Origin of the sequence: Mycobacterium sp. E2462 (assembly GCF_001672685.1) — a bacterium.
Taxonomy (GTDB): domain Bacteria; phylum Actinomycetota; class Actinomycetes; order Mycobacteriales; family Mycobacteriaceae; genus Mycobacterium.
The window spans coordinates 1-14,828 of sequence record NZ_LZKC01000112.1; the positions used below are offsets into that span (position 1 = coordinate 1).

The window sequence follows — 14,828 nt, forward strand, 5'->3', positions numbered from 1 at the left end:
CGCCGTGGTCAACCTCGGCGAGCCGGAGCACTTTCCCGCGGACGGACCCGCCAAGCCGCTGTTGTCGGCCAACCCGGTCGTGGACCTGATGGCGCCCGAACCGCCCGACGACATCGCCCCGATCGGCCCCGGTCACCCCCTGGCCGGGTTGGTGCACCTCGGCGAGGGCTGCGACGTGCGGCCGCTGCTGTCCACCCTGGGGCCCAGCGTCGACGGCAAGCCCCCGGTGATCCAGATGTGGGCGCGACCCCGCGGCGTGGCCCCGGATGCGCTGTTCGCGCTGATGTGCGGTGATCTGTCCGCGCCGGTGACCTTTGCCGTCGAACGCACCGGTTGGGCGCCCACGATCCAACTGACGGCCTTTCTGCGGGGTCTGCCCGCCGACGGCTGGCTGCGGATCATCGCGACGTGCACCGAGATCGGGCACGACTGGTTCGACGAGGACCACATCGTCGTCGACAGCCTGGGGCGCCTGGTGGTGCAGGCGCGGCAACTGGCGTTGGTCCCTGCCGCCGGCTGAACGCCGGTGTCTGCGATGCTGTCCGGCATGGCGAAAATCGCGATCATCGGTGGCGGCAGCATCGGGGAGGCGCTGCTGTCGGGCCTGCTGCGCGCGGGCCGCCACGTCAAGGACCTGGCGGTGGTGGAGCGGGTGCCCGAGCGCGCCGACTACCTGGCCGAGACCTACTCGGTGCGCGTCACGTCGGTCGCCGAGGCGGTGGACAACGCGTCCTTCGTCGTGGTCGCGGTGAAGCCCGCCGACGTCGACTCGGTGATGACCGAGATCGCCCGGGCGGTCGGCGCAGCCGAGAACGACACTGCCGAGCAGGTCTTCGTCACCGTCGCGGCCGGGATCACGATCACCTACTTCGAGGCCAAACTGCCCGCCGGGACCCCGGTGGTGCGGGCCATGCCGAACACGGCGGCGCTCGTGGGTGCCGGGGTGACCGCCCTGGCCAAGGGCCGGTTCGTCACCGGCCCGCAACTCGAGGGCGTCACCGCGTTGTTCGACGCCGTCGGCGGCGTGCTGACCGTGCCGGAGGCGCAGATGGACACCGTCACGGCGCTGTCCGGCTCCGGACCCGCCTACTTCTTCCTGATGGTCGAGGCCCTGATCGACGCGGCCGTCGCCGCGGGCCTCGGCCGCGACGTCGCGACCGATTTGACCACCCAGACCATGGCCGGGGCGGCGGCCATGCTGCTCGAACGCCTGGACGCCGAGCGCACGGGTGACAACCAGGGCGCCGCCCCGCGGGTGGACACCACGCCCACCCAGCTGCGGGCCTCGGTGACCTCACCGGGCGGCACCACCGCCGCTGCGCTGCGCGAACTCGAACGGGGCGGCCTGCGGGCGACCGTCGACGCCGCCGTCCGGGCCGCCAAAACGCGCTCTGAGCAGCTAAGAATTACATCGGAATAATTTAAGATGTCGAAATTGATTGTCCCCCACCAGTACCAATAACCCCATCAGTACCGCTATTCTCCTCTTTGTAAGCACGTGTGGTGCCAGCGGAGGGGAAGCCGCTGGCATGCGCGTGCCTGACACGATTGGGTAGCGATGACGTCTACGAACGGGCCATCAGCGCGAGATTCCGCAGGCAAGACGCGGGACGGCGGTTCCGGCGATGGCCAGCAGGGCAGGACGCAATTCCTCACCGTCGCCGAGGTGGCGGCGTTGATGCGGGTCTCCAAGATGACGGTGTACCGGCTGGTGCACAACGGTGAACTGCCCGCGGTCAGGGTGGGACGGTCCTTCCGCGTCCACTCCAAGGCCGTGCACGACATGCTGGAGACGTCCTACTTCGACGCGGGCTGAGCGCAGCGTCCGCCCGCGGGCGGAGCCGAGCTTTCTGTCATCCGGCCGACGGGCGGCGCCCGTTTGGTGTTCCATGCGTGCGGCCGGGTAGAGTATCCGGGTCCAATCGATGTCCAATCGATGATGTAGGCCACGGTCAGATAGCGGAGTTCATGGGTTCAGTAATCAAGAAGCGGCGCAAGCGCATGTCGAAGAAAAAGCACCGTAAGCTGCTGCGTCGCACCCGGGTGCAGCGCAGAAAACTCGGCAAGTAAGCGCTGCCCGCGGCCCACGCGCCGTTTGTCTCGTTAGGCTGTTTGGGTGGATCCGACGAGTGGGGATGACGCCGGAGCGGGCGACACCACCGCTGCCGCGGCGCACTACCCGAAAGTCGTGCTGGTCACCGGTGCCTGTCGCTTTCTCGGCGGGTATCTGACGGCTCGGCTCGCGCAGAACCCGTCGATCAAGTCGGTGATCGCGGTCGACGCGATCGCCCCCAGCAAGGACATGCTGCGCCGGATGGGTCGCGCGGAGTTCGTGCGCGCCGACATCCGGAACCCCTTCATCGCCAAGGTGATTCGAAACGGCGACGTCGACACGGTGGTGCACGCCGCCGCCGCGTCCTACGCGCCGCGTTCCGGCGGCACCGCGGCGTTGAAGGAAATCAACGTGATGGGCGCGATGCAGCTGTTCGCCGCCTGCCAGAAGGCGCCCTCGGTGCGCCGCGTCGTGCTCAAGTCGACGTCGGAGGTCTACGGCTCCAGCGCCCACGATCCGGTGATGTTCACCGAGGACAGCACCAGCCGCCGGCCGTTTCGCAACGGCTTCGCCAAGGACAGTCTCGACATCGAGGCCTACGCGCGCGGGTTGGGGCGCCGCCGCCCCGATATCGCGGTGACGATCCTGCGGCTGGCCAACATGATCGGGCCGGCGATGGACACCACGCTGTCGCGTTATCTCGCCGGGCCCTTGGTGCCGACGATGTTCGGCCGCGACGGGCGCCTGCAGCTGCTGCACGAACAGGACGCGTTGGGCGCGCTCGAGCGGGCAGCGATGGCCGGCAAGGCCGGCACTTTCAACATCGGCGCCGACGGAATCATCATGTTGTCCCAGGCAATTCGACGAGCGGGCCGAATCCCGTTGCCAGTACCGGGTTTCGGCGTGTGGGCGCTGGATTCGTTGAGACGGGCTAACCGTTACAACGAAATCAGTCGCGATCAATTCGATTATCTAAGTTACGGCCGCGTCATGGACACCAGCCGAATGCGTTCCGAGCTTGGCTACCAGCCGAAATGGACGACGGCAGAAGCCTTCGACGACTATGTGCGCGGCAGAAGCCTGACTCCCATAATCGACCCGCATCGGGTACGCTCCTTGGAGAGTCGCGCCATATCCTTGGCCCAGCGCTGGGGTAGCCGAAATCCAATTCCGTGGGGTGGGGTCAGGTAGGTATCGTGGCGGGTGAAACAAGAGCGAATGTCATTCCGCTGCATAGCAATCGAGGTCGGGTAGCGGCGCGTCGCAAGGCCGATCAGCGCGCGGAGTCGTCCCGCCAGCACCCCTCGTTGCTCTCCGATCCGAACAGCCGCGCGTCGGCCGAGCAGATCGCCGCGGTGGTCCGCGAGATCGACGAACACCGCCGCGCCAGCGGCTCGTCCGCGGACGCGCCGCTCAACGAACTGGCGCAACGCGTCGCCGCGGTGGCCGGCTTCTTCCGGCAGCGCCTCACCGGGGACTACACCGTCGACGAATTCGGCTTCGACCCGCACTTCAACAGCGCGATCGTGCGGCCGCTGCTCAGGCTCTTCTTCCGGTCATGGTTCCGGGTCGAGGTCACCGGCATCGAGAATCTGCCGGCCGAGGGCGCGGCGCTGGTGGTCGCCAACCACGCCGGTGTGCTGCCGTTCGACGGGTTGATGCTGTCGGTGGCCGTGCACGACGAACACCCCGCGCAGCGCGACATGCGATTGCTCGCCGCCGACATGGTGTTCGACCTGCCGGTGGTGGGGGAGGCGGCGCGCAAGGCGGGCCACACCATGGCGTGCACCACCGACGCGCACCGGCTGCTCGCCGCCGGCGAGCTCACCGCGGTCTTCCCGGAGGGCTACAAGGGGCTGGGCAAGCGATTTGAGGACCGGTACCGGCTGCAGCGGTTCGGTCGGGGCGGCTTCGTGACGGCGGCGCTGCGCACCAAGGCGCCCATCGTGCCGTGCTCGATCGTCGGCTCGGAAGAGATCTACCCGATGCTGACCGACGTGAAGCTGCTCGCCCGGCTGTTCGGGCTGCCGTATTTCCCGGTCACGCCGCTATTCCCCCTGGCCGGACCGCTGGGCCTGGTGCCGCTGCCGTCGAAGTGGCGCATCGCGTTCGGCGAGCCGATTCACACCGACGACTACTCCGCTTCGGACGCCGACGACCCGATGGTCACCTTCGAGCTGACCGATCAGGTCCGCGAGACCATCCAGCAAACGCTGTATCGGCTGCTCGCCGGGCGGCGCAACATCTTCTTCGGCTGAAAGTCTTCGCTTCGCGGCCCGCGAGTCTTCGCTATCAGGCCAACGGACGCGAGCGCGAAAACGCCCCGGCGCCAATGGCTTCCGGGGCGTTTTGCGGTGTGGAGTTACTTGACCAGCGTGAACTGGCAGACGTTGGTGTAGCCGTCGCGGAACAGGTCGGAGCAGCCGCGTAGGTACTTCAGGTAGATGTCGTAGGTTTCCTGGCCCTTCAGGGCGATCGCCTCGTCCTTGTGCGCTTCGAGGGCGTCGCCCCACGCGGTCAGCGTCGGCACGTAGTTCTTGCCGATGAAGTGGTGCCGCTCGATCTTGAAGCCCGCCTCGGTGGAGTACTTGTCGACCAGGTCGACCTGGGGCAGCTTCCCGCCCGGGTAGATCTCCTTGAGGATGAAGCTGATGAACCGCAGCAGGGTCATGTTGACCTTGAGGCCCATCTTGTTGCCCTCTTCGCGGCTCGGGACCACGATCGAGTGCAGCAACATGCGGCCGTCGTCGGGCAGCAGGTCGTAGTACTTCTTGAAGAAGGTGGCGTAGCGCTCGTATCCGGCGTCACCGGCGCCGTCGGCGAAGTGCTCGAACGCACCCAGCGACACGATCCGGTCGACCGGCTCGTCGAACTCCTCCCAGCCCTGGATGCGCACCTCTTTGCGGCGGGGGCTGTCCATCTTCTCGAATTCGGCGACGCAGTGGGCGTGCTGGTTCTCGCTCAACGTCAAGCCGATGACGTCGACGTCGTACTCGGCCACCGCATGACGCATGGTCGAACCCCAGCCGCTGCCGATGTCGAGCAGCGTCATGCCCGGCTCCAGGTTCAGCTTGTCCAAGGCGAGCTTGCGCTTGGCGTACTGGGCCTCTTCGAGCGTCTTGGTCAGATTGTTCGGATCGGGGTTTTCGTCGAAGTAGGCGCAGCTGTAGGTCATCGACGGATCAAGCCACAGCTTGAAGAACTCGTTGGACTTGTCGTAGTGGGAGCGGACTGCCTCGACTGGCGGCTTGAGCTGGGTGTTTCCCAGATCCCCCTGTGACGTCATTGAATTGACCCTACTTTCCGGCTGATATGGATGCAATTGCGGCAACTGTTTCCTCAGTGCCGGCCTCGTGATGTGCGGACTCCCCCAACATCGTGACGATGCTGGTGACCACCGGTTCGCCGTCGGCATTCGTCACCTCGCTGCGGATCTCAGCGAGCACGGTTCCGTGCGACTCAATCACCGAGTCTAAGTAGGTGTCAAAGTACAGCTTGTCGTGGGCCAAGATGGGCCGATGGAAGAGGAATTTCTGGTCGCGGTGGATGACCCGGGCGATGTTGATGGGGATGCTGAATTTGGTGAAGATCTCCAGCTGCACCCGGCGCCCCGCGACCGCTAGGAACGTCAGCGGCGCCACCACGGACGGGTAGCCGGCGGCGGCGGCGTCCTCTTCGCTGTAGTGCGTCGGGTGATCGTTCTTCACGGCCAGCGCGAACTCGCGGATCTTCTCGCGGCCCACCTCGAAGTAGTCCGGCGCCCGGTAATGGCTGCCGATGATGCTGTCGGCCTCTTGGAACCTTGCCATGCCGTCGTCACTCTCCGCTCGAATAGTCGCTCAGCGGCGCAGCCTATCAGCGCGATTGGCGCCGGGACGCCACAGCGGCCAACGCGCCGCCGGCCGCTCCCAGCGCCAGAGCCGAGGGCACGCCGATGCGCGCGGCCTTGCGCGCGGTGCGGAAGTCGCGAATCTCCCAGCCGCGCTCCCGGGCCAGCGTACGCAGCCGCGCGTCGGGGTTGATCGCGACCGCGGTGCCCACCAGCGACAGCATCGGGACGTCGTTGAAGCTGTCGGAGTAGGCGGTGCAGCGTTTGAGGTTCAGCCCCTCGCGGATGGCCAGCGAGCGCACGGCGTGCGCCTTGCCGGCGCCGTGCAGGATGTCGCCGACGAGCCGGCCGGTGAACACGCCGTCGACCGACTCGGCCACCGTGCCCAGCGCCCCCGTCAGGCCGAGCCGACGGGCGATGGTGGCGGCGAGCTCGTACGGGGTGGCGGTGATCAGCCACACCTGCTGGCCGGCGTCGAGGTGCATCTGGGTGAGCTCGCGGGTGCCGGGCCAGATCTTGTCGGCGATGATCTCTTCGTAGATCTCCTCGCCGAGGGCCACCAGCTCGTCGACCGACCGGCCCTCGATGAACGTGAGGGCCTTGCGTCGGCCGGCCGCGACGTCGTTGCTGTTCTCCTTGCCGAGCACCTGAAACTTGGCCTGCGCGTAGATGAACCCGAGCACGTCGCGGTAGGTGAAGTAATTACGCGCGGCGAGCCCGCGGCCGAAGTGTACCGCCGAGGAGCCCTGCACCAGGGTGTTGTCGACGTCGAAGAACGCGGCGGCAGTCAGGTCGATCGGGGGCTGCGGGCGGTCCGGGTCGGCCGCCGTCTCGCGCATGCCCTCGATGGCGCGGGCCGCGCTGGCGTCGGCGGCCAGCGATTCGGGGTCGACGCGACCGGCGGTACCGGTGTTCACCGGGTCATCCGCTTCAGAGGAAGTCATCGCCACACCTCCCAAATCGCTGTCCTTTCCCGGTGACCAGTGAGCGGCCGGGATCAACACTATCGGGCGGCGCCGTCGCCGCCGAGTGTGACGCTGGCGTCAGGGATGGAGGCGGTGAGGTGCGAGGATGTCACGCTCGACGGGCGGGCGATGCTCAGTCGCCGAGATATTCTAGTTCCTCGAAGGCCGTGACTGAGACGAAAGACCCTGTGACAATGTCTTGCTGCCTCGTTCATTCGCGTCTGCAGATTCTTGACGGCATACTGGGGGGTATGCCCCGATGAGCTCCATGCTTAATTGCTTTCGTTGAGTCCTAGAGATTTTCGATCGATGATTATCCAGTCATCCGAATTGTTCATCACCTGGACGCCCTTGATGTCGGGCAGCTCGCGAACCATCTCTCTTAGCGCAGGCCATCGAAGCCCCCCATATCTGATACCTGGTCGAATTCGGTTGGTGTACGCACGTATTGTCAGTCCGAGGGGTTCAATGATAAATGTATTCATGCTCTGCCGGCCGTCTTCCCTTGAAACTGTACTCATATCTAGGAACACTTCGCGATTTTCAAGCGCGGCCGTTACTGCAGCCACCGAACTTATGGATGTCGAACCGACAGCGCGACTAATTAGCTCTTCCACGTCGGAATTGTGCTCAACTCGGGAAGGTGATGCGTCGGTAGGGTCGTTGCGCACTTCGTCAAGATATGCGGGGATTCGCGTCTTGTGGATTGATACCCACTCAGAACTTTCATTGGTAATTATCACCCAGTCGAGTGCTGGCATCTTAAGAGCGGCCTGCAGTGCGGATTCAAAGGTGGCCCCCGCGAAGCTGTCTGGCAGATCGGAATGGGTTCGAGAGGTGTACACCATCATCGCATGCGTGCCGTCGGGCAGTAGAAGTAAAGGAACGGTTTTAACTTCTTTGCCTTGCCGGAGGGCCCGTTTGAAGGGCATAAAAACTTCGTGTGACCTCAATGTATGCACTAGATCTGTAAGGTCGGCTTCGCCTTCCGACCGTGCGGCAACACTTATAAGTTCTTCTACGTCATCGCTAGCCGGCACCTTCGCCATGCCTTTCGTAAGGGCTTAATTCGCCCGTCGATTCGTCCCAAATTCCTTCCACATCATACAGCTTTCCGGTAGGACAGGTACCGTCGTAAGTACATACTGCGAGATGGACTCTGCCCATATTGTCTTCTAGCAGTTCGCTAAGTCGAGTCGGGATTAGTACTGTCCGCGGATCTCCCAAAATATTGAGGCCATCAGGCGGAAAGATTGTGTAGTCGGGTAGAGATTCGCCCGCGTAGAAAACCTGCGAAAAGACTCGAGAGGTGTCACCGCGAGTTTCGATCAGATTGCCGAGAGCATCGGTAATTGAGGACCCGTGCTCGGCATAGGCGATAACTGTGGTTCCGTGCGGCACAACAGTCGGGCCGTGGATTGGCGAGTAACCACCGTGACCGCTGATGACGACTTCGTCCGTTGCCTGGTCGGCAACTTCAATGGCTCCAAGCGGCGCTCCTGTGGGCGGTTGGTTGCCGTGACCAGTTACAGGACCGTTATGGGCCGGCGTTGACTCTGCAGGATGAGTTTCCGCAGGCACTGGATCTGGCGGTGGTCCGCCGCCGTCGACCGGTACAGGCGGGCCATCGGGGAGCCGGGGCAACTCAGGTGGCCGCGGGCTCGCTTCACTGCCGAGCGGTAGTTCGCTAGGAGGCAACGACGCTTCAACTGGGAGGCCGTGTGGGACGGAAGTTGGCGTAATCGGCGGCGGCAAGTGCGGTGCACGCGCTGGGGGCGGCGTCGCCTCGGGCGGATGAACGCCGGGTGGCTTGGGTGTCGGTGGAGCGCTGGGTTCTCCAGACTGCGGATGAGGCGGTGTGAAGTGCTCGCCGGGGGAGTGTACTGGCGGTGCTTGGGGCTGGCCATGGGGCTGCGACGGAGCCGCGGGGGCTTTGGGTGCTTCACCCGCTGGAGGCTTCGCCGCGGGTGGCGGTTGGGACTCGGTGGGGCTGTGCGGCAGCGGACCGTCGGCGGGGCCCGGCGCCGGTTTGCCGGAGGGTGCCGGTTTGCCCTGGGGCGCTGGCGCCGGCTGGCCGGGTTCCGGTGGTTTGGGGGCGCCCGGGGATTCCGGTGGCTTCGGCGGACTCGGGGCGGGATCGGCCGGAGGCTTGACCGTCGGGGGTTTGAGCTCGGGCGGCTTCTTCAGGCCTTTCACCGCATCGGCAGCGGCATGTCCTGTCTTGCCCAGCTTCGATAGCGGTCCGCCGGGCAACGCGAGTGTCAACACATCAAAGGTCGACTTTCCGAGCGCTTTGGCAGGATTTTTGCTCCACTCGTCCCAGTGGGAAAGGTCTTTGCCCAGCTCCTTCCACGACTCGGTGACACCGGGCCCGCCGTCGGGGCCCAATCCGACGAGCGACCCGAGTCCCTGAGCCATGCCGCTCATGTCTTTGCCGTAACCATCTGGGTCGGTTAACAGCCGGTTCGGGCTCATGCTCCAGAGACCCTTGACGAACTCCCAGCCTTCCTGGCCCAGGCCTTCGAAGGCTTGACCTACCTGGTTGACCGCCTTGCCGACCGGCGTCGCGTGTAGGAAGTGGTCCCACTCCTTGTCCGCCCAGTGGGCCATGTCCTTTGCCGCTGCGGCCGCCGCGGCCATGGCGTTGCGGATCTCACCGGCCAACGCCTCGGCCTCGTGCGCGAAGTTGTCGACCACCGTTTGGATGTCGTCGGCAATGCGCTTGATTTCGTCTTCGTCTTCGTCGGTCAGCAGATCCCAGACCTCTTTGATGCCGGTCATGGGGTCGCAGATGCGCGATAGCAGATCCACAATCGCGGTGTGCACCTGGTCGACGTGGTCGGCGTAGCTATTCAGCTGGGTTGCGATGGTCTGACATTGCCGCCCGACGTTGGTGGTGGTCTTGGTGGCTTCCGTAAGCGCTGTGACGATGGCGTCGCCCTCGGGTATCCGCTGGCCCGCGATGACGGCCATCGCGGGGCCACCCGACGTCACCTCGGTGGCCACGAAGCTGACCCACGCCTTCGTCCAAGCGCCCGCCGCCGTCCGCAATTTCGCCGAATCGCCGGTCGGCCAGATCATGCCGATATAGGGCTCCACCCATCCCCAACCGGCCGGCGCGCCCGTACCGGCACCGACCGCCGACGGCACCGCCCCGGCAATCAGCGGGCCCGTCACCTCCGGCTGCGGCAACCCGGCCGCGCGGCCCGTCACATCCGACGATGCGTTGGCCACGGCGTAGTTGTGCGCCGAGACACGCACGCCATCGCCGATGCTGCACAGCCCATTGCGGGCGTCGGCCATCGCCTGGATGACCTTGCCGGCCGCGCCGTCATAGGCCCGGCCCACCGACGCGCCCACGGGGTCGTCACCGGCCATGCCCTTGCTTCCCGACAGCGCGGCGACCAGGTCGGTGATCGCCGAACCCATCGTGACCCCGGCGGCCACCACCGTGGCACCCGTGCGGTCTAGGGCTGCGGGATCACACGCCAGCGGCGCCATCGCATCACGACCACATGCGCAGGTTCGTCGACATCGCCCCGGTGTAGTTGTCGTGCGCTGTCGTCGCCACCTTCTGCAGCTGCGTCAGCGCCTCGCGCATCATGGCCTCGCCGCGCGCCCAGTGCTGGTGCGCCTCGGCGTGCGCGGCCGCCGCCTCACCCGTCCAGGTCTCGTGCAAGCGTGTTACGCGCGAATCGATTTCGGCGATCGCCTCCTCGGCGTAGCGCTGAAACGCCGCCATCCGTCGCACGGCGTCGGCCAATGCCTGCGGATCCACTCGGAACGGCTCAGCCACCGCGCACCGCCCGCTCCGCCTGCGCCGACCGGGCCTCGTTGTTCTCGTACGCCTCACTGGCCTGCCCGACCAGGTGCGCCAGCAATGCTAGGCCGGCCTGCACTTCGCGCGCTCCCTGGTGCCACTGTCGCCACGCCGACGCGTAGGCCGACCCGGCCGTGCCCTGCCACCCGCCCAGAACCTGTCCCACTTGGTCGTCGAGCTGGGCCAGCTGCTGCATCAACTGCTCGGCCGCGCCGCCGACGGAGACGGCGTGCCCCTGCAACACGGTCGGATCGACGCGCACCGTCCCATCAGCGCTCATAGCGGGAAGCTAATCAATTTTGCGCGGTCCCACAATCCACCCTGGCGCCACCGGGAAACGCCATCCGCGCCCGGCCGATGCCACACTGGTCCCCATGACCCAACCCGGCGGGCGGCCGCAGGTGCAGTTGCTCACCCGCGACGGCTGCACGCTGTGCGAGCGGGTGCACGCCAGGCTCCTCGCACTGGCGGGTGAGCTGGGCTTCGAGCTGTCGACGACGGATGTCGACGCCGCGGCCGCGGCGGGCGATGCGGGGCTGCGCGCCGAGTTCGGGGACCGGCTGCCGGTGGTCTTGCTCGACGGCCGCGAGCACAGCTATTGGGACATCGACGAGCCGCGATTGCGCGCCGACCTGGCCCGCTGACCGGGCGGCCCCGAGCGGGGCAGTGACGTCGGTCAATTATTTGGTAGCCCAGCTGATAAACGTTTACCGTGGACAGCAGTTCAGTTACTGGAGGAAGCAAGGGAGCTGGCCAGGTGATGCTGCCGTGAGCGTCTTGCTCTTCGGGGTTTCGCACCGCAGTGCGCCGGTATCCGTTCTGGAACAACTCAGCATCGACGAGTCCGATCAGGGCAAAATCGTCGACCGGGTGTTGCAGTCGCCGCTGGTGACCGAGGCGATGGTGCTGTCGACTTGCAACCGCGTCGAGGTCTATGCCGTGGTGGACGCGTTCCACGGCGGGTTGGCGGCCATCGGGCAGGTGCTGTCGGAACACTCCGGGTTGTCCATGGCCGACCTGACCAAACACGCCTACGTCCGCTACAGCGAGGCCGCCGTCGAGCACCTGTTCGCGGTGGCCAGCGGCCTGGACTCGGCGGTGATCGGTGAGCAGCAGGTGCTGGGCCAGGTGCGCCGCGCCTACGCCACCGCCGAGACCAACCGGACCGTCGGCCGGGTCCTGCACGAGCTGGCGCAGCGGGCGCTCTCGGTGGGCAAGCGGGTCCACTCGGAGACCGCCATCGACGCCGCGGGCGCCTCGGTGGTATCCGTCGCCTTGGACCTGGCCGAACGCCGGCTGGGCGGGCTGTCCGGCAAGACCGCCGTCGTGGTGGGGGCCGGCTCGATGGGCGCCCTGTCGGCCGCGCACCTGACCCGGGCGGGCATCCGGTGCGTCCACGTCCTGAATCGGTCGCTGTCCCGTGGGCAGCGGCTGGTGCACAAGATCCGCGAGAACGGCGTGCAGGCCGAGGCGTGGCCCTTGGACCACCTCGCGGACGCCCTGGCCGAGGCCGACGTCGTGGTCAGCTGCACCGGCGCGGTGAGCCCGGTGGTGTCGCTGGCCGACGTGCACAACGCGTTGGCCGCGGCCCGCCGCGACGACGCGACGCCCCTGGTCATCTGCGACCTGGGCATGCCCCGCGACGTCGACCCAGCGGTGGCCGGCCTGCCCGGCGTCTGGGTCGTCGACGTCGACCGCGTCCAGCACGAGCCGTCCGCGCATGCCACCGCCGCCGACGTCGACGCCGCCCGCCACATCGTTGCCGCCGAGGTCGGCGCCTACCTCGCCGGGCAGCGGATGGCCGAGGTGACCCCGACCGTCACCGCGCTGCGCCAGCGTGCCGCCGACGTGGTCGAGGCGGAGCTGCTGCGGCTGGACAACCGGCTGCCCGGCCTGGAAACCGCGCAGCGCGAAGAGGTGGCCCGCACCGTGCGCCGCGTCGTGGACAAGCTGCTGCACGCGCCGACCGTCCGCATCAAGCAACTCGCCAGCGCACCCGGCGGTGACAGCTACGCCGAGGCGCTGCGTGAACTGTTCGAACTCGACCAAACTGCCATCGATTCCGTGGCCGCCGTTGCCGCAGCCGAATTACCGTTGGTCACAACGGAATTCGACGCGGGCCGCCCGCAGCAACCGGCCGAGTAGCCGATTGCGGAACGTGATCCGGATAGGCACGCGGGGCAGCCTGTTGGCCACCACCCAGGCCGGCACCGTGCGGGACGCCCTGATCGACCTCGGGCACCCGGCCGAGCTTGTCACCATCACCACCGCCGGCGACCGCTCGTCGGCGCCCATCGACACCCTCGGCGTGGGGGTCTTCACCACCGCGCTGCGCGAGGCCATGGTGGCGGGCCGGGTGGACGCCGCGGTGCACTCCCATAAGGACCTGCCGACCGCCGACGACCCGCGGTTTGCGATAGCGGCCATTCCCGCGCGCAACGACCCCCGGGACGCGGTGGTGGCCCGCGACGGCTTGGTGCTGGGAGAGTTGCCGCCCGGTTCGCTGGTGGGCACCTCGTCGCCGCGGCGGGCTGCGCAGCTTAGGGCATTGGGTCTCGGTTTGGAAATCCGCCCCCTACGAGGCAACCTAGATACCAGGTTGAACAGGGTAAGCAGTGGTGATCTTGACGCGATCGTGGTGGCCAGGGCCGGATTGGCCCGGCTGGGCCGCCTCGACGATGTCACCGAGACGCTAGAGCCGGTGCAGATGTTGCCCGCACCGGCCCAGGGCGCTCTCGCCGTCGAATGCCGCGCCGAAGACAGCGGGTTGGCGGCAGTGCTGGCGGAGTTGGACGACGCCGACACGCGTGCGGCGGTCACCGCGGAGCGAACCCTGCTGGCCGAACTGGAGGCCGGTTGCTCCGCACCGGTGGGCGCGATCGCCGAAGTGGTCGAGTCCATCGATGAGGACGGCCGGATCTTCGAAGAGCTGTCGCTGCGCGGTTGCGTGGCGGCGCTGGATGGGTCCGACGTGATCCGCGCGTCCGGCATCGGCTCTCCCGGAGGGGCACGGGAGCTTGGGCTTTCGGTCGCCGCGGAGTTGTTCGAGCTCGGGGCGCGGGAGCTGATGCGCGGAGCGCGGCAGGACCAGACGCGAGGGAATTAAGTGCGAGTTACGTGGGAGCGACAATGACGACGCGAGGGCGTAAGCCGACACCCGGCCGCATCACGTACGTGGGCTCCGGTCCGGGTGATCCGGGATTGCTGACGACGCGGGCCGCCGCGGTGCTGGCGAACGCCGCCTTGGTGTTCACCGACCCCGATGTGCCCGACGCGGTGCTGGCGTTGATCGGCAAGGACTTGCCGCCGGTCTCCGGCCCCGCCCCGGCCGCACCGGACACCGGTGACCAGCCCGGCGCCGAGCACGGCCCGACGCCGCCCGCGGTGATCTCCGCCGGCCCGGACGTCCGGCCCGCGCTGGGCGACCCCGCCGAGGTGGCCAAGACGCTGACCGCGGAGGCGCGTTCAGGTTGCGACGTGGTGCGGCTGGTCGCCGGTGACCCGCTGACGGTCGACGCCGTCATCACCGAGGTCAACGCGGTCGCGCGAAGTCACCTGCACATCGAGGTGGTGCCCGGCCTGGCCCCCACCAACGCCGTGCCCACCTACGCGGGCCTGCCGCTCGGCTCGTCGCACACCGTGGCCGACGTCCGCGACCCGCAGGTGGACTGGGACGCGCTGGCCGCCGCCCCCGGCCCGCTGATCCTGCAGGCCACCGCGTCGCATCTGGCCGACTCGGCGCGCACGCTGATCGAGCACGAACTGGCCGAGACGACCCCGTGCGTGGTGACCGCCCACGGCACCACCTGCCAGCAGCGTTCCATCGAGACGACGCTGCAGGGCCTGACCGACTCCGCCGTCCTGGGCGGCACCGACCCGGCCGGCCCGTTGACCGGGCCGCTCGTGGTGACCATCGGCAAGACGGTGGCCAGCCGCGCCAAGCTGAACTGGTGGGAGAGCCGCGCGCTGTACGGCTGGACCGTGCTGGTGCCCCGCACCAAGGACCAGGCCGGCGAGATGAGCGAGCGCCTCACCTCTTACGGCGCCCTGCCGATCGAGGTGCCGACCATCGCCGTCGAGCCGCCGCGCAGCCCCGCCCAGATGGAGCGGGCCGTCAAGGGCCTGGTCGACGGCCGCTTCCAGTGGGTCGTGTTCACCTCC

Annotated in this window: 16 protein-coding genes and 1 pseudogene; 10 read left to right on the plus strand and 7 right to left on the minus strand. The window is 67.3% G+C overall.

Annotated features, from left to right (window positions below; all coding sequences use genetic code 11):
* The 6 genes and pseudogenes from A5714_RS05370 to A5714_RS05390 form a co-directional block, all read left to right on the plus strand.
* A pseudogene (locus tag A5714_RS05370) lies at positions 1-520 on the plus strand (acyl-CoA thioesterase domain-containing protein); the annotation flags it as partial.
* 27 nt (positions 521-547) lie between these two features.
* The gene (gene proC / locus A5714_RS05375; RefSeq protein WP_197513554.1) at positions 548-1,420 is read left to right on the plus strand and encodes a pyrroline-5-carboxylate reductase; all 873 of its coding nucleotides are present in this window, start codon (positions 548-550) and stop codon (positions 1,418-1,420) included.
* 138 nt (positions 1,421-1,558) lie between these two features.
* Entirely contained in the window at positions 1,559-1,816 is a 258-nt protein-coding gene (locus A5714_RS05380) for a cell division/environmental response transcriptional regulator (protein WP_068073618.1), read from the plus strand.
* Between the two features lie 152 nt (positions 1,817-1,968).
* Entirely contained in the window at positions 1,969-2,070 is a 102-nt protein-coding gene (locus A5714_RS25125) for a 30S ribosomal protein bS22 (protein WP_003402602.1), read from the plus strand.
* A 46-nt stretch (positions 2,071-2,116) separates the two neighbouring features.
* Positions 2,117-3,244 (plus strand): SDR family oxidoreductase, encoded by a 1,128-nt coding sequence (locus tag A5714_RS05385; RefSeq protein WP_068283503.1) that lies wholly within the window; start codon positions 2,117-2,119, stop codon positions 3,242-3,244.
* Positions 3,226-4,311, plus strand: coding sequence for a lysophospholipid acyltransferase family protein (locus tag A5714_RS05390; RefSeq protein ID WP_197502922.1), 1,086 nt, complete (start codon positions 3,226-3,228; stop codon positions 4,309-4,311). The genes A5714_RS05385 and A5714_RS05390 overlap by 19 nt, the downstream gene beginning before the upstream one ends.
* 104 nt (positions 4,312-4,415) lie before the next feature.
* Here A5714_RS05390 and A5714_RS05395 read toward each other — a convergent pair whose 3' ends face one another.
* The 7 genes from A5714_RS05395 to A5714_RS05425 form a co-directional block, all read right to left on the minus strand.
* Positions 4,416-5,339 (minus strand): cyclopropane mycolic acid synthase family methyltransferase, encoded by a 924-nt coding sequence (locus tag A5714_RS05395; protein WP_068073626.1) that lies wholly within the window; start codon positions 5,337-5,339, stop codon positions 4,416-4,418.
* Positions 5,340-5,349: 10 nt separating this feature from the next.
* Complete coding sequence (locus A5714_RS05400; protein WP_068073628.1) at positions 5,350-5,862, minus strand: MaoC family dehydratase N-terminal domain-containing protein; 513 nt, start codon at positions 5,860-5,862, stop codon at positions 5,350-5,352.
* Between the two features lie 46 nt (positions 5,863-5,908).
* The gene (locus tag A5714_RS05405) at positions 5,909-6,826 is read right to left on the minus strand and encodes an HAD family phosphatase (protein ID WP_068073630.1); all 918 of its coding nucleotides are present in this window, start codon (positions 6,824-6,826) and stop codon (positions 5,909-5,911) included.
* Between the two features lie 293 nt (positions 6,827-7,119).
* Complete coding sequence (locus A5714_RS25925) at positions 7,120-7,896, minus strand: SseB family protein (RefSeq protein ID WP_068283506.1); 777 nt, start codon at positions 7,894-7,896, stop codon at positions 7,120-7,122.
* Entirely contained in the window at positions 7,877-10,348 is a 2,472-nt protein-coding gene (locus A5714_RS25130; protein WP_082959585.1) for a putative adhesin, read from the minus strand. The genes A5714_RS25925 and A5714_RS25130 overlap by 20 nt, the downstream gene beginning before the upstream one ends.
* Before the next feature lie 4 nt (positions 10,349-10,352).
* Positions 10,353-10,643 (minus strand): WXG100 family type VII secretion target, encoded by a 291-nt coding sequence (locus A5714_RS05420; RefSeq protein ID WP_068073634.1) that lies wholly within the window; start codon positions 10,641-10,643, stop codon positions 10,353-10,355.
* Complete coding sequence (locus tag A5714_RS05425; protein ID WP_068283512.1) at positions 10,636-10,947, minus strand: WXG100 family type VII secretion target; 312 nt, start codon at positions 10,945-10,947, stop codon at positions 10,636-10,638. The genes A5714_RS05420 and A5714_RS05425 overlap by 8 nt, the downstream gene beginning before the upstream one ends.
* Positions 10,948-11,041: 94 nt before the next feature.
* Here A5714_RS05425 and A5714_RS05430 point away from each other — a divergent pair, with 94 nt between their 5' ends.
* The 4 genes from A5714_RS05430 to A5714_RS05445 form a co-directional block, all read left to right on the plus strand.
* The gene (locus tag A5714_RS05430) at positions 11,042-11,311 is read left to right on the plus strand and encodes a glutaredoxin family protein (protein ID WP_068073637.1); all 270 of its coding nucleotides are present in this window, start codon (positions 11,042-11,044) and stop codon (positions 11,309-11,311) included.
* A gap of 124 nt (positions 11,312-11,435) precedes the next feature.
* Positions 11,436-12,812: a glutamyl-tRNA reductase gene (locus tag A5714_RS05435; protein ID WP_068283515.1), complete on the plus strand. Its 1,377-nt coding sequence runs from the start codon at positions 11,436-11,438 to the stop codon at positions 12,810-12,812.
* A gap of 13 nt (positions 12,813-12,825) precedes the next feature.
* On the plus strand, positions 12,826-13,773 hold the full coding sequence (gene hemC, locus A5714_RS05440; RefSeq protein ID WP_068073702.1) for a hydroxymethylbilane synthase: 948 nt from the start codon (positions 12,826-12,828) through the stop codon (positions 13,771-13,773).
* A gap of 23 nt (positions 13,774-13,796) precedes the next feature.
* Positions 13,797-14,828, plus strand: a 1,032-nt coding sequence (locus A5714_RS05445; RefSeq protein WP_197513556.1) for a uroporphyrinogen-III C-methyltransferase, incomplete at its 3' end; no start/stop codon positions are given.

Bases quoted from the DNA above. Each gene is read 5' to 3' on its own strand.
- A5714_RS05400 (WP_068073628.1), bottom strand. From the start codon at position 5,862: ATGGCAAGGTTCCAAGAGGCCGACAGCATCATCGGCAGCCATTACCGG.
- A5714_RS25130 (WP_082959585.1), bottom strand. From the start codon at position 10,348: ATGGCGCCGCTGGCGTGTGATCCCGCAGCCCTAGACCGCACGGGTGCC.
- A5714_RS05405 (WP_068073630.1), bottom strand. From the start codon at position 6,826: ATGACTTCCTCTGAAGCGGATGACCCGGTGAACACCGGTACCGCCGGT.
- A5714_RS05395 (WP_068073626.1), bottom strand. From the start codon at position 5,339: ATGACGTCACAGGGGGATCTGGGAAACACCCAGCTCAAGCCGCCAGTC.
- proC (WP_197513554.1), top strand. From the start codon at position 548: ATGGCGAAAATCGCGATCATCGGTGGCGGCAGCATCGGGGAGGCGCTG.
- A5714_RS25925 (WP_068283506.1), bottom strand. From the start codon at position 7,896: ATGGCGAAGGTGCCGGCTAGCGATGACGTAGAAGAACTTATAAGTGTT.
- A5714_RS05380 (WP_068073618.1), top strand. From the start codon at position 1,559: ATGACGTCTACGAACGGGCCATCAGCGCGAGATTCCGCAGGCAAGACG.
- A5714_RS05425 (WP_068283512.1), bottom strand. From the start codon at position 10,947: ATGAGCGCTGATGGGACGGTGCGCGTCGATCCGACCGTGTTGCAGGGG.
- A5714_RS05430 (WP_068073637.1), top strand. From the start codon at position 11,042: ATGACCCAACCCGGCGGGCGGCCGCAGGTGCAGTTGCTCACCCGCGAC.
- A5714_RS25125 (WP_003402602.1), top strand. From the start codon at position 1,969: ATGGGTTCAGTAATCAAGAAGCGGCGCAAGCGCATGTCGAAGAAAAAG.